21 protein-coding genes and 1 pseudogene are annotated in these 25,513 nt (G+C 62.6%); 5 read left to right on the forward strand and 17 right to left on the reverse strand.

What is annotated here, in order from left to right:
- Positions 1-7 precede the first annotated feature (7 nt).
- Positions 8-1,690, forward strand: coding sequence for an ABC transporter permease subunit (locus AXYL_RS32105; protein WP_013397041.1), 1,683 nt, complete (start codon positions 8-10; stop codon positions 1,688-1,690).
- A gap of 17 nt (positions 1,691-1,707) precedes the next feature.
- Positions 1,708-2,469, forward strand: coding sequence for a DeoR/GlpR family DNA-binding transcription regulator (locus AXYL_RS32110; protein WP_013397042.1), 762 nt, complete (start codon positions 1,708-1,710; stop codon positions 2,467-2,469).
- A gap of 15 nt (positions 2,470-2,484) precedes the next feature.
- Here AXYL_RS32110 and AXYL_RS32115 read toward each other — a convergent pair whose 3' ends face one another.
- The 4 genes and pseudogenes from AXYL_RS32115 to AXYL_RS32130 form a co-directional block, all read right to left on the reverse strand.
- Positions 2,485-3,486 (reverse strand): Bug family tripartite tricarboxylate transporter substrate binding protein, encoded by a 1,002-nt coding sequence (locus AXYL_RS32115; protein ID WP_013397043.1) that lies wholly within the window; start codon positions 3,484-3,486, stop codon positions 2,485-2,487.
- A gap of 164 nt (positions 3,487-3,650) precedes the next feature.
- Positions 3,651-5,249, reverse strand: a complete 1,599-nt coding sequence (locus AXYL_RS32120; RefSeq protein ID WP_049797971.1) for a rhodanese-like domain-containing protein — start codon at positions 5,247-5,249, stop codon at positions 3,651-3,653.
- An 87-nt stretch (positions 5,250-5,336) separates the two neighbouring features.
- Positions 5,337-6,431: pseudogene (gene metC / locus AXYL_RS32125) on the reverse strand (cystathionine beta-lyase); the annotation flags it as partial.
- 1 nt (position 6,432) lies between these two features.
- Entirely contained in the window at positions 6,433-7,020 is a 588-nt protein-coding gene (locus tag AXYL_RS32130; protein WP_013397045.1) for a hypothetical protein, read from the reverse strand.
- A gap of 116 nt (positions 7,021-7,136) precedes the next feature.
- On the opposite strand from AXYL_RS32130, the gene AXYL_RS32135 reads away from it, so the two are divergent.
- Positions 7,137-8,069: a LysR substrate-binding domain-containing protein gene (locus AXYL_RS32135; RefSeq protein WP_013397046.1), complete on the forward strand. Its 933-nt coding sequence runs from the start codon at positions 7,137-7,139 to the stop codon at positions 8,067-8,069.
- On the opposite strand, the gene AXYL_RS32140 is transcribed toward AXYL_RS32135, so the two are convergent.
- From AXYL_RS32140 to mnmG, 6 genes are read right to left on the reverse strand one after another with little or no spacing between them, the layout of a single operon-like run.
- On the reverse strand, positions 8,023-9,027 hold the full coding sequence (locus AXYL_RS32140) for an asparaginase (protein ID WP_013397047.1): 1,005 nt from the start codon (positions 9,025-9,027) through the stop codon (positions 8,023-8,025). The genes AXYL_RS32135 and AXYL_RS32140 overlap by 47 nt on opposite strands.
- Positions 9,020-9,946 carry a ParB/RepB/Spo0J family partition protein gene (locus AXYL_RS32145; protein ID WP_013397048.1) on the reverse strand — a complete coding sequence of 309 codons (927 nt, stop codon included), beginning with the start codon at positions 9,944-9,946 and terminating at the stop codon, positions 9,020-9,022. Before AXYL_RS32145 ends, AXYL_RS32140 begins: the two co-directional genes overlap by 8 nt.
- Positions 9,947-9,989: 43 nt before the next feature.
- Positions 9,990-10,814 (reverse strand): GNAT family N-acetyltransferase, encoded by an 825-nt coding sequence (locus AXYL_RS32150; RefSeq protein ID WP_013397049.1) that lies wholly within the window; start codon positions 10,812-10,814, stop codon positions 9,990-9,992.
- Positions 10,815-10,823: 9 nt separating this feature from the next.
- A complete protein-coding gene (locus tag AXYL_RS32155; RefSeq protein WP_013397050.1) occupies positions 10,824-11,624 on the reverse strand; it encodes a ParA family protein in 801 nt (266 codons plus the stop codon).
- Entirely contained in the window at positions 11,621-12,310 is a 690-nt protein-coding gene (gene rsmG, locus AXYL_RS32160) for a 16S rRNA (guanine(527)-N(7))-methyltransferase RsmG (protein ID WP_013397051.1), read from the reverse strand. The genes AXYL_RS32155 and rsmG overlap by 4 nt, the downstream gene beginning before the upstream one ends.
- Positions 12,307-14,226: a tRNA uridine-5-carboxymethylaminomethyl(34) synthesis enzyme MnmG gene (gene mnmG / locus AXYL_RS32165; protein WP_013397052.1), complete on the reverse strand. Its 1,920-nt coding sequence runs from the start codon at positions 14,224-14,226 to the stop codon at positions 12,307-12,309. The genes rsmG and mnmG overlap by 4 nt, the downstream gene beginning before the upstream one ends.
- 1,381 nt (positions 14,227-15,607) lie before the next feature.
- On the opposite strand from mnmG, the gene AXYL_RS34995 reads away from it, so the two are divergent.
- Positions 15,608-16,078 carry a hypothetical protein gene (locus AXYL_RS34995; protein ID WP_148260652.1) on the forward strand — a complete coding sequence of 157 codons (471 nt, stop codon included), beginning with the start codon at positions 15,608-15,610 and terminating at the stop codon, positions 16,076-16,078.
- Between the two features lie 686 nt (positions 16,079-16,764).
- Here the strand turns inward: AXYL_RS34995 and AXYL_RS32170 are convergent.
- A complete protein-coding gene (locus AXYL_RS32170) occupies positions 16,765-16,971 on the reverse strand; it encodes a cold-shock protein (protein ID WP_006216596.1) in 207 nt (68 codons plus the stop codon).
- Positions 16,972-17,203: 232 nt separating this feature from the next.
- Positions 17,204-18,274: an AbrB family transcriptional regulator gene (locus AXYL_RS32175; protein WP_013397053.1), complete on the reverse strand. Its 1,071-nt coding sequence runs from the start codon at positions 18,272-18,274 to the stop codon at positions 17,204-17,206.
- 76 nt (positions 18,275-18,350) lie between these two features.
- On the opposite strand from AXYL_RS32175, the gene AXYL_RS32180 reads away from it, so the two are divergent.
- A complete protein-coding gene (locus tag AXYL_RS32180; RefSeq protein ID WP_013397054.1) occupies positions 18,351-19,517 on the forward strand; it encodes a pyridoxal phosphate-dependent aminotransferase in 1,167 nt (388 codons plus the stop codon).
- 222 nt (positions 19,518-19,739) lie between these two features.
- Here the strand turns inward: AXYL_RS32180 and AXYL_RS32185 are convergent, their stop codons facing one another.
- The 5 genes from AXYL_RS32185 to AXYL_RS32205 all read right to left on the reverse strand — a co-directional run bounded on the left by AXYL_RS32185 (position 19,740) and on the right by AXYL_RS32205 (position 25,083).
- Positions 19,740-21,266, reverse strand: coding sequence for a tripartite tricarboxylate transporter permease (locus AXYL_RS32185; RefSeq protein ID WP_013397055.1), 1,527 nt, complete (start codon positions 21,264-21,266; stop codon positions 19,740-19,742).
- Positions 21,263-21,700 (reverse strand): tripartite tricarboxylate transporter TctB family protein, encoded by a 438-nt coding sequence (locus AXYL_RS32190; protein ID WP_013397056.1) that lies wholly within the window; start codon positions 21,698-21,700, stop codon positions 21,263-21,265. Before AXYL_RS32190 ends, AXYL_RS32185 begins: the two co-directional genes overlap by 4 nt.
- Before the next feature lie 112 nt (positions 21,701-21,812).
- Positions 21,813-22,811: a Bug family tripartite tricarboxylate transporter substrate binding protein gene (locus AXYL_RS32195; protein ID WP_013397057.1), complete on the reverse strand. Its 999-nt coding sequence runs from the start codon at positions 22,809-22,811 to the stop codon at positions 21,813-21,815.
- A 120-nt stretch (positions 22,812-22,931) separates the two neighbouring features.
- Positions 22,932-24,416, reverse strand: a complete 1,485-nt coding sequence (locus AXYL_RS32200; RefSeq protein WP_085947823.1) for a sensor histidine kinase — start codon at positions 24,414-24,416, stop codon at positions 22,932-22,934.
- Entirely contained in the window at positions 24,406-25,083 is a 678-nt protein-coding gene (locus tag AXYL_RS32205; protein WP_013397059.1) for a response regulator, read from the reverse strand. The genes AXYL_RS32200 and AXYL_RS32205 overlap by 11 nt, the downstream gene beginning before the upstream one ends.
- Positions 25,084-25,513 lie beyond the last annotated feature (430 nt).

The raw sequence follows: 25,513 nt of genomic DNA on the forward strand, positions 1-25,513 counted from the left end.
CCTCCGCTTGAGCGCCGCTCACGCCAGCACGGCCATCGCGGCGCCTGCCGGCCGCGCGCCCTGGTCGGCAGACCGCGTACTGTTGTGGACCTGCGTCGGGATCCCCCTGGCGGGCCTGGCGCTATTCTTCCTCTATCCGCTGGCGACCGTGGCCTGGCGCAGCCTGGTCGAGAAAGACGGCTCGGTCGGCCTGGGCAACTATGCCGAGGTCTTCGCCACTCGCGGCGTGCTCACGGCCACGCTGAATAGCCTGGTCATGAGCGCCGCCACCACGGTGGTCAGCGTCACGCTGGGCTTCGCCATCGCTTATGGCTTGGACCGCAGCTGCATGCGCGGCAAGGCCGCCGTGCGGCTGGCGCTGGTGTTGCCGCTGCTGGCGCCGTCGCTGGTGCAGGGCCTGGGGCTCATCTTCCTGCTGGGACGCAATGGACTGGTGCACCGCTGGACCGGCTGGGAAATCGACATCTACGGCTTCTGGGGCCTGTTGATCTCCAACGTGTTCTACGCCCTGCCCCAGGCCGTGCTGATCCTGCAGGCGGCCTTGCGCAACATGGACGCGCGCTACTACGACGCGGCCGAAGTCATGGGCGCCTCAAGCACGCGCCAGTTCTTCGACATCACCCTGCCCAACTGCAAATTCGGCCTGCTGAGCGCGGCCTTCGTGGTGTTCGTCATCACCATTACCGATTTCGGCAACGCCGCCGTGATCGGCGGCAACTACCGGGTGCTGGCCACCGAGATCTACAGCCAGGTATCGGGGCAGATGAACTTCGGCATGGGCTCCGTGGTGGGCATCCTGCTGCTGCTGCCCTCGCTGATATCGGTGCAAATAGAGCGCGTCGCCTCGCAGCGCCAGTTCGGCTCAGCCTCGCCCAGCGGCCTGCGGGTCACGCCGCAACCGGCCCGCGCACGCGACGCGGCGTTTACCGCCGGCATACTGCTTGCCTGTGGCACGATCATCCTGACGGTGGCCACGGTGATCTTCGCCAGTTTCATGCGCCTGTGGCCGTACCGCATGGAATGGACGTTGAAGCACTACGACATCACCGTCAGCGGCGGCTACACGCCGCTCTGGACGTCGCTGTACCTCTCACTGGCGGCGGCAGGCGGCGGCGTGCTGCTGCTGTTCTTCCTGAGCTTCGGCGTATGCCGGATTCCACGCGCATGGGCCAAGCTGGTGTACCTGGTGTCGGTACTGCCGGTAGGCGTTCCGGGCCTGGTGCTAGGCTTGTCGTATATCTTCGCCTTCAACGCCCCCGGCACGCCCCTGTATGCGCTGTACGGCAGCGCCGCGCTGATCGCCTTGTGCAACTTCTACCACTACCACACACAAGGCTTCCTGACGATGATGACCGGCATGCGCGCGGTGCCGCAAGCCCTGGAGGAAGCGGTCAGCTGCCTGGGCGGCAGCACGCTGCGAGTGTTACGCGATGCGGTGCTGCCGCTGATCGGTCCGACCGTGCTGGGCGTGTTCTTCTTTCTGTTCATGCGGTCCATGGTGACCCTGTCGGCGGTGATCTTCCTGGTCACGCCTTCCGTCAGCGTGGCGCCGGTTTCTGTCCTGCGCCTGGACGAAGCCGGCTTCGTCTCGCAGGCCGCGGCCTATTCAACCCTTATCATGCTGGTCGTGGGAGGGTCCCTGCTGGCATTGCGCGCGCTGATCGCCGCGGCCGCACGGCGCCGGACATAGATTAGGAAGCATCGGAAATGTGGCAAGAAGAGCGGTATCAGAGAATCCGCGCCCTGCTGTCTTCATTGCAGCAGGTATCGACCGACCGTATCGTCGGCGAACTGGGGGTCTCGCGGGAAACGGTCAGGCGTGACCTGCTCGAACTCGAGGCGATGGGGGAATTGCGCCGGGTGCACGGCGGCGCCGTGCCGGTGCACAGCGAACCGCCCATCGCGGAACGCGTGCATACGCGCGTCAAATACAAGCGCGCCATCGCGCGCGCGGCGGCAGGCCTGGTATCCAGCGGCCAGACCCTGTTCCTGGACGCCGGCAGCACCACCAGCGTGCTGGCCGACGAACTGGCCAAACTGTCGGGCCTGACCGTCATCACCAATTCGTTCGACGTGGCCTTGAAAGTGGGCACGGCCGGCAACGGCGCCAACCAGTTGATCATGCTGGGCGGATCCGTGGGCGGCCCGGTATGCGCCACGGCCGGCGACATCACGATCGCCGAGATCCATCGCTATCGCGCCGACCTGGCGTTGCTGTCGCCGGTGGGCGTGGACGCCGAGTTCGGCGCCACCAACTACGACCTGCGCGAGGCCGAGGTGGCGCGCGCCATGGCGGCCAACGCCAAGCAGTTGGTGCTGCTGGCCGATTTCAGCAAGATCGGCCTGTGCAGCCGCGTGTCCTATTGCAGCGCGGACCGCATCGACCATCTGGTCACCAACACCAGCGCGCAGAAGTCGCCCGCCTACGCCGCCTTGAAGTCCGCGGTCGGCAAGGTCGTGGCGGTGTAGCGCTAGCCCCCCGCGTCAGTCCAGCGACACGCCGGCAGTCTTCACCATGTCGGCCCAATACACGGTGTCCTCCTGCAGCCGCGTCTTGAACGCGGCAGGCTGACTGCCCACCGCCCAGCTGCCGCCGCTATTGATCTTGGCGATCACGGCGGGCGATTTCATTGCCTGCGCCACGGCTTGCGCCAGGTAGGCAATGCGCTCGGGCGGCGTGCCGGCGGGCGCGAACAGTCCATACCAGTCATCGGCGGTAATGCCCTCCATGCCCGCCTGCTTGAGCGTGGGCGCCCCCTTGAAAATGCCGATGCTGTTCTCATGGCTGAGCGCCAGGATGCGCAGCTTGCCAGCGGCGACCATGGGTTCGGCCGACGCGGGCGAAGTTATCAACATATCCACCGTGCCGCCCATCAGGTCGGTGATGGCGGGCGCCGCGCCCCGGTACGGCACGTGCACCAGTTTCACGCCGGCCTTCTGCGACAGCAGCGCCCCCATCAGATGGCTCATGGTGCCGTTGCCAGGGGTCGCGTAGGTCACCACGCCGGGCTGCTTGCGCGCGGCTTCCAGATAGTCGTTCAGGGTCCGGTACGGGCTTTCGCTGCGGGCCACCAGCACCAGCGGCGCGGAGGTGATCTGCGAGATGGGCATGAAGTCCTTCACCGGATCAAAGCCCACGTTCTTATACAAACGCGGATTGACCGCCATCACGCTGGTCTGCGACATCACCAGGGTGTAGCCGTCGGGCTTGGCGCGCGCCACCTGCGCCGTGCCGACATTGCCGCCCGCGCCCGAACGGTTTTCCACCACCACGCTCTGGCCCGTGATGGCGCCCAGTTCCTGCGCGAGCAGACGCGCGACGCCGTCATTGCCGCCGCCCGGCGGAAATGGCGACACGACCGTGATGGCCTGCTTGGGATAGTCCGGCAGGGGCGCGGGCGCCTGGGCGTGGACAACAGTCCCCCACAGCAGACCGGCCAGGGCCGCGGCGGCGGCCTTGCGTACGTGCGATGCATGGTGCTTCATCTGGAATTCCCCTTGTGATTGGCAGCCGGATACTCGGCCGTCCTTTGCATTCCGGTTCGGCATGAACCGTCCGCACCCCGGCCAAGAAGGCCGGGGCGTACTTTTCGGATTGATGCGTCTGCTGTGCCGCGGGACCGGATCAGGCCGGCACGGCGGTTCCGGTATCAGCGCGCCGGAAAGCGGTAGCCCGCCAGTTCGCGTTCATCGATCTGCTTGACCAGGTTGGTCTCCCAGGCCAGGTACTGGCGCGCGGCGGCCTTGTTGCCGTCGTGGCGGTCATGCACGAAAAACAGATAGTCGATGCAGTCGGCGTCGGCGGGCTCGGCCGCCGCGGACGCCAATGCGATGCCCTGCGCGCGCCAGCTGGCGGGATCGCCGGTGTTGCCCTGGATGTCGCTCACGCCCTGCGCCCGCAGGTCCTGCGCGGCCCACGCAGCCAGGGCCGCATCCTCGGCCAGCAGCACCACGGGACGCGCGGCGTCCAAGCGCAGGCTGGCCAGGCGCGGACGGATGGACCAGCGCGCGCCGGCGATATGGTCGGCGCGATAGCGCATGCTGGGGCGCAGGTCGACCAGTTGCGCACCTTGCGCGAGCGCAGCGGCAAGCTGCGCATCTGTCATCAGGGGCAATTGCGGCACCAGCGCTTTTTCCACAGGGTTGTCCAGGCTCGCGTGCACGCCTTCGCGCAGCACGCTGGCGTCCCAGCCCATCTGCCTCAGCCAGCTGGCGACCACCGGCGCGCGCACGCCCTCGGCGTCGAACACCACGATGCGCGCGCCCCGCACGGCCAGGTACTGGTCCGTGGCCTGGATCAGCTGGCCGCCAGGCGTATGCTGCGCGCCTGGCAAGGAACCTTGCGCGTACTCTTCGGCGCCGCGCACATCGCACAGGAAGGTGCTGCGGGTCTTGTCGCGCAACCACCCCTGTACCTCTTCGGCGCTCACCATGGGCACGCCATGGCTTTCGGCCAATCGCAAGGAACGCTGTGCCAGCGCGGGCAGGTCCTGCGGCGCGATGCCGTCGTCGTAGCGGCGGCGCGCGCCGTGTTCCAGCTGCAGGTCTTCCAGGTACCAGCCCTGGGTGCCGTTCTCCAGCGCGTAAACCGGATTCGGCACGCCCAGGTTGATCAGCGTCTGCGCCCCGATGATGCTGCGCGTGCGGCCGGCGCAGTTCACAACGATGGTCGTCTGTGGATTGCTCGCCAGCGCGTGAGCGCGCAGCGCCAGTTCGCCGTTGGGACAGCAAATGCCGCCGGGGATGCTCATCTTCTGATACTCGGCGTAAGGCCGGCCGTCCAGCACGATGAGGTCGTCGCCGCGGCGCTGGCGCTCGGCCAGATCACGCGCGCCGATGCGGGGGGTGTGGAAAACTTCTTCGGCCAGTTCGCCGAAGGTTTTGCTGGGCACGTTCACGCCGGCGAACACGGCGTAGCCGTCGCGCTGCCATTGCGCGATGCCGCCAGCCAGGCGGCGCACGTTGCGATATCCCAGCGCGGCCAAAGCCTGCGCGGCGCGCGCCGCCGTGTCGTCGGCGCCGCCCTCGTCGTAAACGGCAATCCGCACATCGCGCCGCGGCGCCAGGCGCACGATATCCACTTCCAGCCGGCTATAGGGCACAGGCGCGGCATAGAACAGATGCCCCTCGCCATACTGGCCGTGCTCGCGCACGTCCAGCAGCGCGATCTCCGCGCCGTCATGCAGCCATTGCTTGAGCGTGTGCGGATCGACGTCGACGGCGGGATGGGCTTGGGTGGGGTGCATCATGGTGTTCAGAGAGGACGGAAAGAGTTGGGATAGCGCTTGCTCAAGATCGGCGATGAGGTCATCGGGGTCTTCCAGGCCCACATGCAGGCGCAGCATGACGCCGCGTGGCGTGGAGTCCGGCAGGGATCGCGCGGCGGGCAGATTGACGGGGATCACCAGGCTTTCGAAACCGCCCCACGATGCGCCTATGCCGAACAGCTGCAAGCTGTTGATAAGTCGCTCGACGTCGTCCATGCCGGCCGCGCCGGAAAATTCCACCGTCAAGAGGCCATTCGTGCCGCTGCAATCGCGCTGCCACAACGCATGGGAAGGATCGCCGGGCAAGGCCGGGCAAAGGACACGCGCCACTTCCGGACGGCCCAACAGATAATCGGCCACGCGCAGGGCGCTGCGGGCGTGCTGCGCCATGCGCACGGGCAAGGTGCGCATGCCGCGCAGCACCAGATAGGCGTCGTCGGCGCCGACGGTCTGGCCCAGATCCACGGTGGCGCGTTCCAGCGGACTCCAGGCGCGCGCATTGGAGATCACCGCGCCCATCATCACGTCGGCATGCCCGCCCAGGTACTTGGTGGCCGCGAGGATCGAAATGTCGGCGCCCAGCGTGAGCGGTTTGTGCACCAAACCGGAGGCCCAGGTGTTATCCACAGCCAACCAGCAATCATGCGCGCGGGCCAGCGCGGCCAGTGCCGGCAGATCCGGCATCTCGTAGGTCAGCGAGCCCGGCGACTCCGCATAGATCATGCGGGTTTCAGGACGGATGAGCGCCTCGATGCCCGCGCCGTCCGGCCGGTAGTACGTGTACGCAATCCCCATGCGCGATAGATGTTCCGCGCAGAAGCGGCGCACCGGTTCATACACCGCATCCGTGATCAGCACGTGGTCGCCCGCGCGCAGATAGGCCAGCAGCACGGTGGCGATGGCGGCCTGCCCGGTGGGATACAGCTTGGCGCGATAGCCCTCTTCCAGTTCCACCAAGGCGTCTTCCAGCGCGTGCGTGCTATCGGTGCCGCGCGCGCCATAGGACGGCAGGCGTTCCTGGTCGCGGCGGCTGCGCGTATCGCGCCAAGCCTGCACGCTGTCGAAGACGTAGGTGCTGGCGCGCGTGACCGGCGTATTGACCCAGCCATGATGTGGGCGACCGGCGCGCAGCAGGCGCGTGGCGGACCGATAGGGCTTGTCCATGTCAGCGGCGGGTTTGCACGCCGATAGGCATGACTTTGCAGGTGCCGGCTTCCAGATCGAACGCCAGGCGTTCGGTCAGCGTTTCCAGCGCGCGGCCGTACATGTGCAGATGGCGGATGACGCTGTCGCCCTGGATCTCCACGGCGTGGATATCGTCCGGCATCAGTGCGATGCCCGCGCCAGGACCGACCACCACGGTGCCGGACTTTTCCAGGCGGCCCACGCCGGGCACGGAACCGTCGTCGCTGCGGTCGTAGACGTAGTTGTATTCCACGCCTTCCACGGCCGCGATACAGGCCCAGGTGGTGTGGTTGTGCGGGACGATCTGCTTGCCGGGGCGCATGACGTTCAGATAGAGCGCATAGCTCTTGTCGGCGTCTTCGGCGATCAGGTAGCGGGCCTGGCGCTCACCGTCTTCCGGCGCGGGATAGCGGTCGGCGGCCCACCAGTCGGTATGGCTGGCCAGGCCGACCAGTTCATCCAGCACGGTCTGGAGGCTGTCGCGGTTCAGCCCCTTATTTCCTACAGTTTTTTTAATATTTCCGATGGCGCTGGTGATGCCGGCCTGATGAGGATGTGCGGTGCTCACTTTCGATTTTCCCTATTTTCATGAGTTATGGAATTGACTGTATCCGTCCTCCTCCCGTGGAACAATTTAAATTGCCTTAAGATTCCATTAGCATCGCTAATACTTTCTAGACCACCATGCGCAACCTGGATCTGGACCTGCTCCGCACCCTGACCGCCATCGCCCGGCACGAGACCTTCTCGGAAGCCGCCAATCGGCTGCATAAGACGCAATCGGCCGTGACGCAGCAGATGCAGCGGCTGGAGTCACTCATCGGCCAGCCTCTGTTCGAGAAACAGGGCCGCAACAAAGTGCTGTCCTCGCACGGACGCCGCCTGGTGGAGTACGCCCGCCACATGCTGGCCATCAACGACGAGGCGCTGCGCGCCTTGCAAGACGGGCCGCTGGAAGGCGATCTGCGGCTGGGCGCGCCGCTGGACGTGGCGGATTCCATCCTGCCCACCTTGCTGACGCACATCGCGCGTGCCGCGCCGCGCGTGAAATTGGAAATCCGCACCGACCGCAGCCCCTTCCTGATGGATGCCCTGCGCGCCGGCGAGCTCGACCTGACGATATCCACGCGCTTCGACCAGGACTTCGAGGGCGTGGCGCTGCGCACCTCGCCCACGGTGTGGCTGGCGTCGGCCGACTACGTGCACGACATGCATGCGCCAGTGCCGTTGGTGCTGGCCGACGAGCCCAGCATCTTCCGTCGGCTGGCGCTCACGGCCCTGGAGCAGGCGCGCGTGCGCTGGCACACCAACTATGTGGCGCCGACTCTGGTGGGGATAAAGGCCGCCTTGCGCGCCGGACTGGGTGTCACGGCCCGCAGCGTGGAACTACTGGGGCCGGAGATGCGCGTATTGGGCGAAAAGGAAGGGCTGCCGCCCCTGCCCGACGTAACGTACTTCCTGTGGATAAGGCCGGACCTGATCAATCCGCTGACGCGGCAGGTCTACGACATGCTCAGGACCAGCCTGGGACTGGCGCAGCAGGAGAATGCGGCGGTCCAGCCGCCGCGCATCAATAGCGGTCGAACAGATCCTGCAGGGCCGCCGGATCGCGCGTGATCGAAAGGCCCAGCATCAGCAGGATGCGGGCCTTCTGGGGATTCAGATCGCGCGCGGCAACGAATCCCAGGCGGGCGTCATCGAGTTCGACATCGCGCGCGACAAAGCCGCTGCCCGTGCGGCTGGAGCGCACCACCGCCACGCCGCTGGCCGCGGCGCGGCTCAGGCCTTCGATGGCCAGGTCGGTGGCATTGCCGTCGCCCACACCAGCGAGCACGATGCCGTCTGCGGCATCAGCGAGAAAATCGATCAGGTCTGCCTGCAGGTTGGCGTGAGCGTAGACGACATCCACGCGGGGCCAGCCGGCTTTTTCAAGCAATGCGAGTGAAAACTCGCTTTCCACGGTATGCGTGGTGGTGTTGCGCGAATAGAAGAACGGCGCGCCGCCATGCATGACACCCGCGCGGCCGCGATTGGGCGAGGCGAACGCGCACAGGCCGGCGCTGGCGATCTTCTGGATTTCGCGGGCGTAGTGCATGTCTTCGTTCATGACGACGAGCGGCCCGCGGCCACGCGCCTCGGGATGGCGCGCCAGCGCCACCGCGTTGTATAGATTGGCCGGACCTTCGGCGCCCAGCGCGGTGGCGGGACGCATGGCACCCACCAGCACCACGGGCTTGTCGTGGCGTATGACCAGGCTCAGGAAGTACGCCGTTTCCTCAAGCGTATCCGTGCCATGCGTGATGACAATACCCGCCACCGAGGCATCGCGGCACAATGCGTCCACGCGCTCGGCCAGCGCGCGCCACACGGCGTGCGTCATGTTCTGGCTGCCGACGTTGGCGACCTGCTCGGCGCGGATCTCGGCGATGCCAGCCAGCTGCGGCACGGCGGCCAGCAAGTCGTTAACAGAAAACGAACCCGCCTTGTAGCCCGCCGAAGTCGCGTCGGCCTGGGCGCCGGCGATCGTACCGCCCGTCGCCAGTACCGCAATGACGGGCAGCGCGCGCTCAGGCATCCACCACTCCGGACAGGCCCTGGCGCTCGAGCAGGGAATTCAGGTGTTCCCAGCCGTGAAAGTCGATGACGATCTGACCCTTTTCCTTGGCGCCCACTTTCAGCGCGACGCGCGTGCCCAAATGGTCGGACAGGGCTTCTTCCAGCCGCGTCAGGTCGCGCGAGGCGCCATTGGCCTTCTTCCTGGGTGCGTTGGACGACTCGGCTTCCTTGGCGGTCTTGGCGACCAGCTTTTCGGCTTCGCGCACCGACAGGCGGCGGGCAATGATCTGGTTGGCCAGCTGGATCTGCGTGGCGGCATCCACGGCGAGCAGTGCGCGCGCATGGCCCATGTCCACATCGCCCGCCAACAGCATGGTCTGCACGGCCGCGGCCAGGTTCAAGAGGCGCAGCAGGTTGCTGGTGGCCGAGCGCGAGCGGCCGATCGCTTGCGCGGCCTGTTCGTGCGTCAGGCCGAATTCGTCCAGCAGCCGGCGCACACCCTGCGCTTCTTCCAGGGGATTCAGGTCTTCGCGCTGAATGTTTTCGATCAGCGCCATGACGGCCGCGTTCTCGTCGGCCACTTCGCGCACCAGCACCGGTACTTCCTTCAGGCCGGCGAGCTGGGCCGCGCGGAACCGGCGTTCGCCGGCGATGATTTCATAGTGGCCGGGCGCGGCTTCGCCCAATGCGCGCACAAGAATGGGTTGCATGATGCCTTGTGTGCGGATCGATTCGGCCAATTCGCCCAACGCACCCTCGTCCATGCGCGTGCGCGGCTGATACTTGCCGGCGCGCATCTTCGAGACGGGCAAGGTGGACGGCGGACCCTCGGGCTTGGCGGCGGCGGCAGCCTTGCCGATGTTCTCGATGGCAGGCGCGTCGGCGCCGAGCAAGGCGTCCAGTCCGCGGCCCAATCCCTTGGGTTTCTTGGTGGCCATAATTAAATCCTCTTTCCTTCTGTTTTTGTATCCCGAGCCAGGCTCAGGCGTCCGCCTGCTCGGCGGGCAGGCGGTACCAATACGCGTAACAGTCTTTAAAACCGTAGCGGCCATACAAAGCGCGCGCGGCTGTATTCTCCGGCTCGACCTGCAAATAGGCCGTCGTGGCGCCGCTGGCGGCGCCTGTTGCCAACAGGTGTTCAATCAGGGCCGCGGCGTAGCCTTTACGTCGCTGCCCCGGGTCGGTAACGATGTCGAACAGGCCGAGCAGATCGCCATCGCGGACAGCCAGGCCCGCGGCTACGCACTGCCCCACCGCGTTCGTTGCCAGCACCGGCGAGATATCCACAGGCAGTCCTTGCAGACGCGTGCGATGTTCAGCGATGTGTCCGGATTCCGAATTGCGCATCGCCCCGACCGCCGCCGCGAAGCGTCCGGCATCGACAAAATCGAAATGCAGATCGCCCCGGACCTGGGCCCTGGGAGCGAGCGGCGTGCACATGACTCGGGTCTCGTCGGTAAAGGTATAACCGCGGGACTCCAGTTCGGCGTCGAGGGAAAAATCGGGACCGATGGAGGTGATGCGCAGCACCATGGGCAAGCCATGGCGCGCATACAACGATGAACAATACGCCAGCCGCTCGTCCAGCGGACGTGTGGATAACCCCAGCACATTGATGCTGCGCACGCGCTTGACAGGCGAATGCGCAAAGCGCACCAGCCAGCCATCATAGAGCAGCTGCGCGCCCACCGCCGTGGCATTCAGCGCGGCCTCTTCCAGACGCGTGCGCAAGCTGTCGCGCGCGTCGATGCGCGGCGTACTGGAGGCTTGCGTTTTGGTCTGGGAAAAGAGCGTGACGGCGGACATGGTTGCGGCCTACTTCAGGTCCTTCCTCACGCGCTCGATCATTTCAGCGCCAAACGAGATATAGGCCTGCGCGCCGCGCGAGCCGCGGTCGTACACCACGCCGGGCATGCCGTAGCTGGGCGCTTCAGCCAGGCGCACGTTGCGCGGCACGACGGTCTTGAAAACCTTGTCGCCGAAGTGCGCCTCGAGTTGCGCGGACACCTGTTGCTGCAAGGTCATGCGCGGATCGAACATGACGCGTAGCAGACCGATGACACGCAGGTCGTCATTGATGTTCCGATGCACGCGCTTGATGGTATTGACCAGGTCGGACAGGCCTTCCAGCGCGAAGTACTCGCACTGCATCGGAATGATGACGCCATGGGCGGCGGCCAGGCCATTCAGGGTCAGCAACGACAGGGTGGGCGGGCAATCGATCAGCACGAAGTCGTACTGGGTGGCGACGGTATCGATCGCAGCCTTCAGTTGGCGTTCGCGCTGGTCCATTTGCACCAGGTCGATTTCGGCGCCAGACAGTTCGCGGTTGGCGGGCAGCACGTCATAGCCGCCCGATTCGGATTTGACGCGGGCCTGCTCGATGTTCGATTCGCCGATCAGCACCTGGTACAGGTTCGACTCCAGCGAGTTCTTGTCGATGCCGCTGCCCATCGTGGCATTGCCTTGCGGGTCCAGATCCACCAGCAGCACACGTTGGTTGTGCGTGGCAAGGCCCGCCGCCAGATTGATGGCGGTCGTCGTCTTGCCCACACCGCCCTTCTGGTTGGCAATGCAGAAAATGCGGGCGGAGGTGCTGGGGGGTATGTTCTTCATAGGGTTCCTTGACTACGGCGCATCCAGATGAGGCAGCGCTCGGCCTCTAGCTCAGGCACGCGCAACGGCTGGATGTGATCGACTTGCCATTCTCCGCGCGCATGCAGCGCCTGTATTTCGTCCTCGGGGACCTTGCCCTTCATGGCGACGAGGGTACCATCGTTGCGTACATGGCGACCTGCGAGTTGCGCAAAATCGTCCAAGGATGCGAAGGCGCGCGACGTGACAATGTTGCACTCGGCAGGCGTGAGCGTTTCGATGCGGGCGTGGCTGGCCTGCAGATTGGGCAAGGCCAGCACGCCGCTCATCTGCCGCACGAATGCCGTTTTCTTTTCGACCGCATCCACGCAGGTCACCGACCAGTGCGGCCGCATGATCGCCAGAACGACGCCAGGCAGGCCGCCGCCCGACCCGACGTCGTAGACCTTGGCCGGTGTGCCGGAAGCGCCTAGCGCCTCGTTGAACGGCCCGACGGCGGCCAGGCTGTCGAACAGATGCTGGATCAGCATCTGCTGCGGATCGCGGATGGCGGTGAGGTTATAGGTGCGGTTCCAGCGCTGCATCTGCGACAGATAATTCAGCAGCTTGGCCATCGTGGCGGCATCGGCCTCCAAGCCCAACTGCTCGCATGCGCGAGACAGGCGGCCGGCCATGTCCGCGCCGGCCGTATCGGTGTGTGCGCTCATGCCGCTTGCTTGCGCGAGCCGTAATGCAGGCGCTTCAGATGGATCAGCAGCAATGAAATTGCAGCAGGGGTCACGCCGGAGATGCGCGCGGCCTGGCCGACGGTTTCCGGCCGGTGGGTCTTGAGCTTCTGGCGCACTTCGAATGACAGGCTGGTCACCGCGTCGTAATCGACATCGGCGGGAATGGCCTGCTGTTCGTGTGCGATCTGCTTTTGGACTTCAACCTGCTGGCGGTCGATATAGCCGGCGTACTTCACCTGGATCTCGACCTGCTCGGCCAGCACCTCGTCCGCCACCACGCCAGGGCCAGCCAGCAGCGAGCCATCGGCGTTGCGGGCGGCCATCAAGGCTTCATAGGAAACACTGGGCCGTTTCAGCAGATCTGCAAGTGAGTACTCACGTTCAATTGCCTTGCCCAGCAGCGGCTCGGCAACTTCCGCGGGCAACAGCCGCGGATTCACCCAGGAAGATTTCAAGCGCTCGACTTCGGCAGCCACGGCGTCGCGCTTCCGATTGAAGGCGTCCCATCGCGCATCGTCGACGATGCCAAGACGGCGGCCGATTTCCGTCAGACGCAAATCGGCATTGTCTTCACGCAGGCTCAAACGGTACTCGGCCCGAGAGGTGAACATGCGGTACGGCTCAGTCACGCCACGCGTAACCAAATCGTCCACCAGCACGCCCAGATAAGCTTCATCACGGCGCGGGGTCCACTGCTCGCGATCCAGCGCGAACAACGCAGCATTGACGCCAGCCAGCAGGCCTTGTGCGGCAGCTTCTTCGTAGCCCGTGGTGCCGTTGATCTGCCCGGCAAAGTACAGACCCCCGATCGCCTTGGTTTCCAGCGTGCTCTTCAATCCACGTGGATCGAAGTAGTCGTATTCGATGGCGTAGCCGGGACGCAGGATGTGCGCATTCTCCAGTCCTGGCAAGGAATGGATAAGCGCCAGCTGTACGTCGAACGGCAAGCTGGTCGACACGCCATTCGGATAGACCTCATGCGTGTCCAGACCCTCGGGCTCCAGGAAGACCTGGTGCGATTCCTTGTCGGCAAAGCGATGGATCTTGTCTTCGATGGACGGGCAGTAGCGCGGGCCCACCCCTTCGATCACGCCGCTGTACATCGGCGAGCGGTCCAAGCCGCCGCGGATGATGTCGTGGGTGCGCGCATTGGTGTGCGTGATCCAGCAAGGCAATTGACGCGGGTGCATGCCGACATTGCCCATGTAGGAAAACACGGGAATCGGATTCAAGTCGCCAGGCTGCTCTTCCAGGATGCTGTAGTTGATCGAGCGGCCATCGATGCGCGGCGGCGTGCCAGTCTTCAAGCGGCCTTGCGGCAGCTTGAGTTCCTTCAGCCGCTGACCCAGCGAGACGGCCGGAGGATCTCCAGCGCGACCGCCCGAATAGTTCTGCAGGCCCACGTGGATCAGACCGTTGAGAAACGTGCCTGCGGTAAGCACCACGGACTTCGCCCGGAATTGCAGTCCGATCTGGGTAACGGCGCCGACCACGCGGTCGCCCTCCACCATCAGGTCCTCAACCGCTTGCTGAAACAGCCAAAGATTCGGCTGGTTTTCCAGGCGGCCACGGATTGCCTTGCGGTACAGCACGCGATCCGCTTGGGCGCGCGTGGCCCGGACTGCCGGGCCTTTCGAACCATTCAAGATGCGGAACTGGATCCCCGCTTCATCCGTTGCCAAAGCCATGGCGCCGCCCAGGGCGTCCACTTCTTTCACAAGGTGGCCCTTGCCGATCCCACCAATGGAGGGATTGCAAGACATTTGGCCTAGGGTTTCGATGTTGTGCGTCAACAGCAGCGTCTGGGCACCGGTGCGGGCAGCAGCCAGCGCAGCTTCGGTGCCGGCGTGGCCGCCACCGACGACGATGACATCGAATTCGCGGGGATAGTCCATGATGGGGGGGAAAGATAAGAGAGCGTTCGGTGCTCATTATAGAGGCAGGGATTGCATGTTTTCACGTGAAACATGCTTCGGCGCAGCATGAGTGCGTTCAAGGCCTATCGTCGTAGGCAAAAAGGCAACGGGACAGCGCTGCGGTTGATGAATATGTCGGCATTTGCCACTGCTTTGCCTATTAGGTTTCACGTGGAACACCACGTGCCTTCGGCACACTCATCCCGTTTGCAGCTGATAGTCATTGAATTGAACAGATTGGCGGGGTACGTCCATCCGGAAAAATGTGTTTATCACATCAACCCGAGCACGATATGTTCCACGTGAAACACCTGTGCAAGCGAAAATGCTTGCTCAATTCAAGCTGCAACGAGATGCGGGCAACGCCATGATCTCGGACAGAGAAGAGATGCCATATATGGCCATGAGCAATCCCCCGCGTCAAAGTCGGCATACCCTCTCCCGCTTCCGCGTACATGGTCGCAAATGTTCCACGTGAAGCATGAAACGGCTACATTTCTAGAGCTCAAGCCAGCGCCACTGCTGCATCCCTAGGCACCGAAGTCATTCCAGCATTCCCAGGTAGTAGCAACTGAGCAGAACTTGGAAATGGAGAAGCGCGTTCTGCAGGTTCTCTACTGGATACTTTTCGGTGATGTTTCACGTGAAACATCGGAGTTCGCGGCACCCACTTGCACTGTTCCACGTGAAACATACGCCTACTAGCGAATACCCGACAAGCAGACACCGAAGGTCGAACCAAAGTGTTCCACGTGAAACAGAGAACGGACTACTCCGGAATGCAATGCTTGAAATTGACGCCCCAAAATCAGCCTTCACTGCAACAGAATCGAGCATGGACCGTAATCCCGCAAGCTCTGCTCTGTCCGCGGCCTAAGTCGATCACTTGATGGTTTCTACGAAAAAAAGCGATTTTTCGACCCCTACCCTACCCCTTACCCAAAAAAGAGCATTTTCTTGTTCCACGTGAAACCACAAAGACCATAGACATCAACACTCACCCCGCGTGATCAACCTAAATCCTGATCTTCAACTGTGAAGCCATCAGCAATTCCCAGCCCGGAAAGCCATCCTGTCAGACTCAAGAAATCACTTTGAACTCCATCGAAATCTGGCTGGAAACTGAAACGTTGAACGCTCCTCGGAACCAGGCAAGCAAAGCAGTACACCCACCCTGCCAACTGAGGGTATAGCCAGCGAGACAGAACATTGGATAGTTGCCATCAACCCCTTGACTATCCAACCGTGTGTCGTTGAACTCGCATAGGGTTATCAACAGCTAGCAAATCCGATAGCCAGACGGCATCAGCCGTTTCACGTGGAACAACTCTGGGGATAAGTCGCCGAGAACAGCGTAGCCTTGGATAAAAAAGAGAACGTCCCGTCAAAACAGCAAAGTGCCAAGAACTATGAAAAAGCACAAATGCACAACGCCGTTCCCTATGGCAGCAATCGATTATTTCTATTTTGGATGCCTGCCAAGCTGCGACCATGCAGCCACAAAATAAAGCCACGTTGTGGCAAAAAAAACGTGGACAACTATGTGGATAAGATCGCCCCATCATCCGACAAGTTTTCGAAAAAGACGAATGACGACCATCGATCCCAAACTGACGCGGAACTCTGTCAGCTCGCTTCAGTCAAAATGCCGCTCGAAAAATCGCGGGACCGGATTATCCACACGTTTATCCACGCGCATCCATCCTGCGGTCCGCCGCTACGCGAAAGCCGCGAACGACCCGGCACAGATTCTTTGACCAGACAAGTATCTTGCACCTCCATAGATGGGTTCACCATCATCCTTTTGGGCGAGGGCCTGCCTTTCATGTGAATCCCTGTGGAAAACTCGCCGGACTGAAATTCGGCGGAGAACTCCGCTCGCTTGCGCCATCACCGATCAAGCTCAGCCCATGTCATCGGGCTGGCATTAGGGCCGGACGATGCTCCCCGAGCGCTATCTTCCGAGCCTATCCCCATTTCTATCCACAGGCAGATGGGCCTTCCCGGGGCACCAAAGGATGTAATTCTGTGCATAACCGGGATGGGGATATCTTTGTGAACAACCCTCCGCCGCCAGAGGCAAAACGGGCCGTGATGGCCAGCCGGGAGTATCGCGAATCGTAGGCGCCCTGGCCACGCAACCGCCAGAAAACTGCGTTAAATGCCTGTATTCCCTAGGGAAACGCCCTGTTTACATATAAACAGTGCCTGTAAACCTAGACAGGCCCGACATCCTGGCGGCCGGACATTGTTGTTCCAAGGAAGATGGAATAACTGTGCAAAACCCCGTTGCGGATAGACTATTGCTTCATTGGTGAGCACGAAAATACTCATACCCAAAAATAATTATCCACAAACTTATCCACGGCTGGAGGATATGTTAGTGAACACTAACTACCCTGTTGGCGCAGACGGATAAAGCGCGCGCCGCCAAATGAAACAACGCCCCAGACCAGAAGGTCTTGGGGCGTTGTAGCCAGGTCGGACCTGGCAGACGGGAAATTGGGATTTCCCGATTTAGAGCGGGCGAATTTCGGCCGCTTGAGGTCCTTTCGGACCATCCTTGACTTCGAATTCGACTTCCTGGCCTTCGTTCAGGCTGCGATAGCCGCGGCCCTGGATGGCGGAAAAGTGTGCGAAAACATCGGTACCACCAACGTCCGGCGTGATGAAACCGTAACCCTTGTCAGCGTTGAACCACTTAACTTTGCCCTTCTGAGCCATTTTTTCTAGCGTCCTGTAATTAACTCGAAATGCAATGAATCAAGGACGCCGTGAGAACTGAACGACCGGTAGTGGTACCTGCGTTGCTGCTGCGTTCCCGTTTGCCGCCTAGCTGCAGAACGAGTCCGCGCGCTGCTTGAATCAACTGCGTAATCAGCATACTCAGCACGCATTACAGACTCATATAGTTGTTTACCCCAATGTCGTATTTTTAATACTGGATCTCGTTCCGCTACGGCGCGCGGCCCTGGCGGCGCGCCATAAAAGCGTAGATCGGGCCTGTCACGATCACGACGAAAACCATGCGCATGACGTGGAACGCGGTGACCACCGGAACACCCAACTGCAGCACCTTGGCCGTGATGGCCATCTCGGCGATGCCGCCTGGCGTAGTGCCGAGAATCAGTGTCGGGATCGGCGCGGCGGACCACAGCGACAGCAATGCGCCCAAGCCGAATGCGAGCGCCAGCGCGGCCACCGTAAAGCCCGCCACCGCGGCAATGAAACGCGGCGCGGCACGAAAGAAATCCGGCCGATAGCGGTCGCCCAGCGACCAGCCGATCAGCAACTGGCCTATCTTCGGTACATAGTCCGGCAACGCCGACAGCTCGATGCCATTGGTCGTAAGTAGCATGGCGACCAACATAGGACCCAGCACCCAGGGATTGGGCAAGCGTAGCTTCATGAAAGCCGTGCCCCCTATGCAAGTCAGCGCAACCAGCAGCGCCAGTCCCCAGCCATGGACCACCTTGGGGCCGGGCACCGTCGGATCCAGGCCCGCCACGCCCCACCATTGAAAGATGAAAGGCACCGCGACGACCACCATCAGCACGCGCACGCTATGCGCCGTCGCCACGCGGTCTATGCGGGCTCCATGGCGTTCGGCGAGGTTCGCCATCTCACTGGCGCCGCCGATCGCCGAAGAAAACCAGGCAGTCTTGAAATCGACGTCGGTGTAGCGGCGCAGAATCGCCGTGCCCATGAATGCCAAGCCCAAGGCGAACAACATGCCGACGATGATGGGGCCCGCATTGCTGCCGATGTGGCCTATCACCTGCGGCGTGAAGTACAGGCCCAGGGAAGTTCCAATCACCCACTGGCCGGCATTGCGCGCCGGCCGGGGACACGCTGTGCCCAGGCCCGCGATACGCGTCGCAGCCGTCAGCAGCAGCGCCCCCAGCATCCATGGCAGCGGAATATGCGCCCACACCGCCAACAACGCGCCGGCCAAGGCGATCGCCAAACCGCCCAATACCCTCAACAACATGTTCTGAACCACGATACCGTCGCGCCTTAAGCTCATGAGAAAACCGAATTATGAGTTAGTGGGATACTTACGAAAACTCTCTCTGCTAGCAACGTTCACTCTCGCGTCCACCATGATCCGATCCAAACTCCCCGACGTTGGCACCACCATCTTTACCGTGATGAGCCGCCTGGCCATCGAGCACAAAGCCATCAACCTGGGCCAGGGCTTTCCCGATTTCGATCCCGACCCCGCCTTGTGCGCCCTGGTGACCAAGGCCATGGCCGACGGCCACAACCAGTATCCCTACATGCCGGGCGTCGCGCCCCTGCGCGAAGCCATCGCCGCCAAGACGCGCGAACTCTACGGCCATGCCTACGATCCCGAAACCGAAATCACCGTCACCAGCGGCGCGACAGAAGCGCTGATGGCAACCGTGCTGGCCGCCGTGGGCAGCGGCGACGAGGTCGTCGTCATCGAACCCTGCTACGACTCCTATCTGCCGGCGATCCGCCTGGCGGGCGGCACTGCCGTGCCGGTGCCGCTGCGCGCGCCCACCGAGGCCGATCCCTACTACCGCATCGACTGGCAGCGCGTGCGCGAAGCCATCACGTCGAAGACGCGTCTGCTGATGCTGAACTTTCCGCACAATCCGACGGGCGCGGTGTTGGACGATAGCGACCTGGACGCACTGGAAGCCATCGTGCGAGATACCGGCGTGCTGCTGGTGTCCGACGAGGTCTATGAACACATCGTGTTCGATGGCAAGCCACACGCCAGCGTGGCGCGACGCCCGCTGCTGGCCGAGCATGCCTTCGTGATCTCGTCCTTCGGCAAGACCTATCACACCACGGGATGGAAGATCGGCTATTGCTGCGCGCCGCGTCAGCTCAGCGCGGAACTGCGCAAAGTGCATCAATTCATGGTGTTCACCGTGCCCTCGCCCATGCAGTTCGCCCTGGCCGAATTCATGCGCGACCCCAAGCCTTACCTCGATCTGCCGGCCTTCTATCAGGCCAAACGCGACCGCCTGGCGCAGGGCTTGGCCAAGACCCGCTTCCGCCCCCTGCCCAGCCCCGGCACCTTTTTCTTGCTGGCCGACTACAGCCAGATATCCAAGCAGAACGAAGCCGACTTCGCGCGCGATCTGACAGTGAATCATGGCGTCACAGTGATACCGGTATCCGCGTTCTACCGCCAGCCCGACGCGCCTGAATCGAACCACCGCATCGTGCGCTTCTGCTTCGCCAAGAAAGACGCGACCCTCGATGCCGCCCTGGAACGCCTGGCGCAAGTTTGACGCCGCTTCCAAATCGACTCGTCAGGGATCCGTGATTTCACGCGGACGCCATATGAAAGAGCTTTTCGCAAAAAACATGAGTAAAAGCTCGTATATATAGAACTCACTATCTGTGTGATTCAATCGACAAAAAAAGGGCGCCCATAAGGCGCCCTTTGCAGTTCCCGGCCAAGATCCCGCAGTGCGGCTATTGCCCTTTACAACAGCCGCGCCGACATGGGATCAGACCGGACCAGCGGCAAGCTTTTTCGCGGCGCGCATGCGGCGCATGATTTGCGGCACGATCACGACCGCGGCCGCCCCCACCCACATCGAGATAGACACAGGGCTGGCGAACAGCACGGCCACGTCGCCGTCGGTCATCGACAAGGCGCGGCGCAAGTTCTGCTCCATCATGTTGCCCAGCACGACACCCAGCACCAGCGGCGCCATGGGCACGCCGAACTTGCGCAGGAAGTATCCCAAAGCGCCGATACCGGCAACCAGCAGCAGATCGAACGTGCCCGCATTAATTGCGTAGACGCCGATGTAGCTGATGCACAGAATGCCCGGCACCATCAGCCATCCCGGTACCGACAGCACTTTGGAGAAGAAGCGCACCAGCGGCACGTTCATGATGAACAGCAGCACGTTGGCCACGAACAGCGAAGCGATCAGGCCCCAAACCAGTTCCGGCTTGGTGTCGAACAGCACCGGACCCGGCGTGATGTTGTAGAGCGTCAGCGCGCCCATCATCACCGCCGTGGTGCCCGAACCGGGCACGCCCAGGGTCAACATGGGCACGAACGAACCGATGGCTGAGGCCGTGGCGGCGGCTTCCGGCGCAACCAGGCCGCGCATGTCGCCCTTGCCGAACTTGGCTTCCGGATCCTTGGCTTCGATGATGCGCTTTTCCTGCGAGTACGCCACGGCAGCGGCCACGCTGGCGCCGGCGCCTGGCAGCACTCCCACGCCAAAGCCCACCAGCGCGCTGCGCACCACGCTCCACCAGGTGTAAGCCATCTCTTTCAAGTTGAAGAGCTTGCGACCGCTGGGCTTGACCTCGACGCTGTGGCCGGCCATCACCTTCTCCAGCATTTCCAGCATCTCGCTGACCGCGAACAGCGCGATCACAACCACCACGAAATCGATACCGTCGGCCAAATGCACCGATTCAAAGGTATAGCGGTAAACGCCCGAGTTCGCGTCCACGCCCACCACCGAAATCGACAGCCCTATCATTGCCGCCAGCACGCCTTTGATGGGCTGTTTGCCCAACAGGCTGGTGAGGCAGCAGAACGCGAAAATCATCAGCACGAAGTACTCGGCCGGCCCGAAAGCCAACGCCCACTTCGCCAGCAACGGCGCCAGCAGAATAATGCCCAGCACCGAAACGATAGCGCCGAAGAATGCAGACCAGGCCGACAGCGACAGCGCCACGCTCGCCATGCCCTGACGTGCCAACGGATAGCCGTCCAACGTCGTCATGATGGCGCTGGCCTCGCCCGGCACGTTCAGCAGGATCGCGGTGATCCGGCCGCCATACTCGGCGCCCACATACACGGCAGCCAGCAGGATCAGCGCGGTCTCGGGCGGCAGGTTCATGGCGAAAGCGATCGGTATCAGCATCGCCACGCCATTGACCGGCCCCAGGCCCGGCAGCACACCCACCATGGTGCCGATGAACGAGCCGATCATGGCCACCAGGACGTTCGTCAGCGATAAGGCCACGCCAAAGCCGATCGCCAAATGATCAAGAATGCCGCTCATATCAGGGTCTCCAGCAGTCCGCCAGGCAGGACCACGTCCAGCACCTTGTCGAACAGCACGAAAAAGAAAAGGCTCATGACGACGCCGCCGATGGCGCACTTGATCCAGCTACCTCCGAACAGGCGGCCGACGAATACCGTCATCAAGGACGTCGCGATCACGAAGCCGAGCCACTGGAACAGGAAGGCATAAGCCACCGTGAACGCCATCATCAGCGCGATGCGGCCGTTCGCGCCAGGCGGATTGGCCTCGACCTGATGGCCGCCCTTGTAAACCAGCCACAGCCCGCACAGGCCGATGATCAGTGCCAGCAGCAGCGGAAAGGCGCGCGGACCCACCGGCTCGTAGGCGAACGGGGCTTCGATTCCCCAGCCGGCCGCCGTCATGAAGGCGGCAAGCGCAAGTGCCCCCACGCCCAATATTCGATCGTTCATGATCACTTTTCCGTTGTAGTCGCATCGCGCGGCGCAGGGATCCCCAGCCGCCGCGGCAAAGCCGGCGGCGGAGAAACCCTGATGAACGCGATAGGGAGAAACGCCTTTCGGCTTACTTCTTGATCAGGCCGAAGGAATCGGCCAGCTCGCCGTAGACCTTCACCTGATTCTTCACGTAGGCGTCCAGCTCGGGGCCCGTCTTGTTGAAGGGAAACAGGCCTTGCTGCTGGCGCAGCTTGTCGAACTCGGGCGAAGCCGTGGTCTTGTTGAAGGCGTCGACCCAGAACTGGTAATCGCTATCCGACACCTTCGGGCCGACATAGAAGCCGCGGATGATCGGCCAGACGATGTCATAGCCCTGTTCCTTGGCCGTGGGCACGGTACCCAGTTTGCCCGGCAGGCGCTGGTCGTTGAACACCGCGAGGACGCGGATAGGGGCGCCGCCTTCCAGCATGGTGAAGGCCTCCGCCGCGTCGCCCATGTAGGCCTGGATATGGCCGCCGCGCAAAGCGGTCACGGCTTCGCCGCCGCCTTCAAACGCCACGAAACGCATCTTCTTGAAATCCACGCCCGCGGCCTTGGCGGTCAGGGCGGCCTTCATCCAGTCCTGGCTGCCCACGGTGCCGCCGGCGCCCAGCACGATCTTGGTCGGATCCTGCTTGAAGGCGTCCATCAGGCTCTTCAGGTCGGTGTACGGGGAATCGTTGCGGACCACGGCCACGCCGTAGTCGGTGCCGATGGCGGCCAGCCAGCGCACGTCGTTGACGTTGTACTTGCCGAACTTGCCCTGGGCCAGGTTCAGCAGCGAACCGCCCGAGAAAGCCACGATGGTGCCCGGCTCGTTCGGGTGCTGGGCCACGATGTTGTTGTAGGCCACCGCGCCGATGCCGCCAGGCATGTAGACGATGCGCATGGCGCTCTTGAGCGCGCCGCTATGCTTCAGGCCTTCGGTGGCCAGGCGGCAGGTCAGGTCGAAACCGCCGCCGGGCTGGGCAGGCGCGATGCATTCCGGGCGACGCGGCTCGTCGGCCGCGTGGGCGACGCCCATCGACAAGGTAATCGCGCCCAGCGCCGCGACGGCGGCCAGGCGTAGTTTCAGACTAGTCTGCATTTTTTGCGTCTCCGAGATTTATAGGTCTAGGTATGGCTGGAAGCTCTGCTCAGACGGTTCTTTCCGCGATAACGGCCCCAGTGGACGCAACCGTACAAAAACAAAGCTTTCCAAAAGCTTTCAATTCCGGCTGTTTTCCTGATGCGGCGCAGCATCCTCCCGGATTTCCAGGGTAAACACCAATGCCGCCCTCAGGCCTGGCAGCGGGACCCGGTTTTCCAGCTGTAGACGCGCCCCCAGAGTCTCGGCGATGGTCCCCACGATGGCGAGTCCCAGACCGGCGCCGGGCTTGTTTTTGCCCGCTGCTCCCCGCCGGAAGCGGATGCAGGCGCGGGCAATGTCTTCCGCCGACATGCCGGGGCCGTTGTCTTCGACCACCAGCCTGGCCTGCCCGGCTTCCACCTGGACCTTCACCGTGACCTCCCCCGCGGACGAGGTGTAACGGATGGCGTTGTCCACCAGGTTGCTGACCGCTTCCCGAAGCAGCCACTCCGCCCCCAGCACAGTAACCGGCCGGATATCGGCTTCCAGGCCGATGTCGAGCTGGCGGGCGCGGGCGGTCGGAAGCAGGCCACGGATGACCCCATCAGCCAGATCGACCAGGTCCACCGGTTCCGGGGTGAATCCGCCTTCGGCCAGGGAAGCGTCCTTAGCGCGCGCCAGAGCGAGCATTTGGTTGGTGGTGCGTGTGGCCCTGTCCAAGCCCTCTTGCATCGCCAGAAGGGCTGTACGGACCTCCTGGGGGTCTGTTTCACGCAAGGCATAGGCCGTCTGGGTCCGCAAAACCGACAACGGCGTGCGCAACTGGTGCGACGCGTCGTCCAGGAACTGACTCTGGACCCTCGCCTGAGCCGCAAAACGGGCCATGTGGAGGTTTACGGCCGAGACTAGGGGTAGGACCTCACCTGGCATCTCCGAAGCGCTCACGGGGCTTAAATCGTCCGCAGAACGGCCTTCCACCTCCTGACGCAGCCTCACAAGGGGGCGCAGGGCCATGAAAACCCCCAGGATGATCACCAGGACGCTGATCAGGATCACGGCCAGGTCCCGCTCCACCGAGCGCACCAGCACCTGGTGCAGGAACGCCTGCCGGGTATCCAGGCCTTCGGCCACCTGCACGATAACCCGTCCCCCTTTATTCGCGTACAGGGGGGGATCCATCGGCCGGGCCAGCGCCGCAACCCGCACAGGCGTGCCCTGGTAGTCGGCGTAGAAAAAGCGTGGTTCGCCCGATACCAAGGGTTCGGCAGGCATGGGCAGGTCCGGATTGCCTATTTCCGCCAGCCCGTCCTCGGTGGCTACCCGGTAAAACACGCTGCCATTGGCCGTCAGCTCGAAAAATTCCAGCATCAGGTACGGCTGCTCCATGGCTAATCCACCGCTGGCTGTGGATATGTTGTGGTCGATGGCGCGCAGCGCTCCGGAGAGCGATCGGTCGTAGGCAATGTCGACCTGGTTGCGCAACTGGTGGTTCGACAGCCACAGGGCTCCCATCATCACGAAGACCAGCGTGGGGATCAGCCACCAGAGAAGCTGGGTCTTCAGCGTGCGATTGCGCTTTTTTGACGCGAAAAATCCCTTTTTTTCCGCACTTCTAGTTGTCAACAAGGTTCTCCAGGCAGTAGCCCATGCCTCGCATGGTCACGATTTGCACACCGGTATCCGCCAATTTTTTGCGCAAACGATGCACCACGACCTCGATGGCTTCCAGGTTGATGTCCGCATCGTCGGTCAGGATGCGGTCCAGGATCTGCTGCTTGTTGATGGGTTCACCGCTTTTCTGGATCAGTACTCGCAAAACCGAGTGTTCACGTGGGGATAACTGCAAGGGCTGTCCATTGACCGTGAATTTTTGAGCGGAAGTTTCGAAAACCAGGTTTCCCAGCGTGAGTCGCGGGTGTTCGCGTCCGCGGCTGCGCCGGATCAGTGCGATCAATCGCGCTTCCAACTCTTCCACAACAAACGGTTTTGGCAGGAAATCGTCTGCTCCCTGGTGGAGTGTCCCGATTTTTTCGGCCAGCGAATCGCGCGCGGTCAAGACCAGCACCGGCGTACGGTCGTCCCGCGCGCGGATCTTCGCCAGCAAAGCATGGCCATCCATGCCCGGAAGTCCCAGGTCCAGGATGACCGCGTCGAATTCTTCCATCGCCAGTCTTCTTTCGGCGACCAATCCGTCATCAGCCCACTCAACCACGAAACCCGCGTGTCTCGCCAGGCTTCTTGAAAGCCAGCGGGCAAGTTCGGCTTCGTCTTCTATCAGGAGGATGCGCATGGACGGAGTCCGGGGGGGAATGGCTGGGCGGAATGGGAGAGCATGTTTGGCTTTTCCTTTATTTCTCTTTATATAAAGACTAATGATTAATAAGGCCTGTGGATAACTACCTTAACCTTGAAAACCTCTTTTTTTTCATCAGCTTGCAGCCGTTTTTGCCTGTGCAAGAACTCTGTGTGGGAAAAAAGCTGAAGTTGGACAAGATTTTGGACCCTGTCCGAAACCCCCGCTTGTTCAACTTGCCTCCACAAAATGTGCACAAGGCGGCTACTTAGGAGTTATCCACAGGGCCTTTCTGCCGGACGAGCTCCAAAAGCGGCACTTTTACCCCGAAAAACGTCCGGTTGCCACCCTGTTTTTTTGCCCTTCTGGAGGCGTTTGGAGGCCCTCCAAGGCGTTCGCGGAAAGCGGGATTCGAGGGGAGACGCGT

Source organism: Achromobacter xylosoxidans A8 (assembly GCF_000165835.1).
GTDB lineage: Bacteria > Pseudomonadota > Gammaproteobacteria > Burkholderiales > Burkholderiaceae_B > Achromobacter > Achromobacter xylosoxidans_B.

Excerpts from the sequence above, each read along its gene's own strand:
- AXYL_RS32110 (WP_013397042.1), top strand. The coding sequence starts at position 1,708 with ATGTGGCAAGAAGAGCGGTATCAGAGAATCCGCGCCCTGCTGTCTTCA.
- AXYL_RS32120 (WP_049797971.1), bottom strand. The coding sequence starts at position 5,249 with ATGATGCACCCCACCCAAGCCCATCCCGCCGTCGACGTCGATCCGCAC.
- AXYL_RS32115 (WP_013397043.1), bottom strand. The coding sequence starts at position 3,486 with ATGAAGCACCATGCATCGCACGTACGCAAGGCCGCCGCCGCGGCCCTG.
- AXYL_RS32180 (WP_013397054.1), top strand. The coding sequence starts at position 18,351 with ATGATCCGATCCAAACTCCCCGACGTTGGCACCACCATCTTTACCGTG.
- AXYL_RS32170 (WP_006216596.1), bottom strand. The coding sequence starts at position 16,971 with ATGGCTCAGAAGGGCAAAGTTAAGTGGTTCAACGCTGACAAGGGTTAC.
- mnmG (WP_013397052.1), bottom strand. The coding sequence starts at position 14,226 with ATGGACTATCCCCGCGAATTCGATGTCATCGTCGTCGGTGGCGGCCAC.
- AXYL_RS32185 (WP_013397055.1), bottom strand. The coding sequence starts at position 21,266 with ATGAGCGGCATTCTTGATCATTTGGCGATCGGCTTTGGCGTGGCCTTA.
- AXYL_RS32175 (WP_013397053.1), bottom strand. The coding sequence starts at position 18,274 with ATGAGCTTAAGGCGCGACGGTATCGTGGTTCAGAACATGTTGTTGAGG.
- AXYL_RS32140 (WP_013397047.1), bottom strand. The coding sequence starts at position 9,027 with ATGCCTGAGCGCGCGCTGCCCGTCATTGCGGTACTGGCGACGGGCGGT.
- AXYL_RS32150 (WP_013397049.1), bottom strand. The coding sequence starts at position 10,814 with ATGTCCGCCGTCACGCTCTTTTCCCAGACCAAAACGCAAGCCTCCAGT.
- AXYL_RS32155 (WP_013397050.1), bottom strand. The coding sequence starts at position 11,624 with ATGAAGAACATACCCCCCAGCACCTCCGCCCGCATTTTCTGCATTGCC.
- AXYL_RS32135 (WP_013397046.1), top strand. The coding sequence starts at position 7,137 with ATGCGCAACCTGGATCTGGACCTGCTCCGCACCCTGACCGCCATCGCC.
- rsmG (WP_013397051.1), bottom strand. The coding sequence starts at position 12,310 with ATGAGCGCACACACCGATACGGCCGGCGCGGACATGGCCGGCCGCCTG.
- AXYL_RS32195 (WP_013397057.1), bottom strand. The coding sequence starts at position 22,811 with ATGCAGACTAGTCTGAAACTACGCCTGGCCGCCGTCGCGGCGCTGGGC.
- AXYL_RS32145 (WP_013397048.1), bottom strand. The coding sequence starts at position 9,946 with ATGGCCACCAAGAAACCCAAGGGATTGGGCCGCGGACTGGACGCCTTG.
- AXYL_RS32205 (WP_013397059.1), bottom strand. The coding sequence starts at position 25,083 with ATGCGCATCCTCCTGATAGAAGACGAAGCCGAACTTGCCCGCTGGCTT.
- AXYL_RS32190 (WP_013397056.1), bottom strand. The coding sequence starts at position 21,700 with ATGAACGATCGAATATTGGGCGTGGGGGCACTTGCGCTTGCCGCCTTC.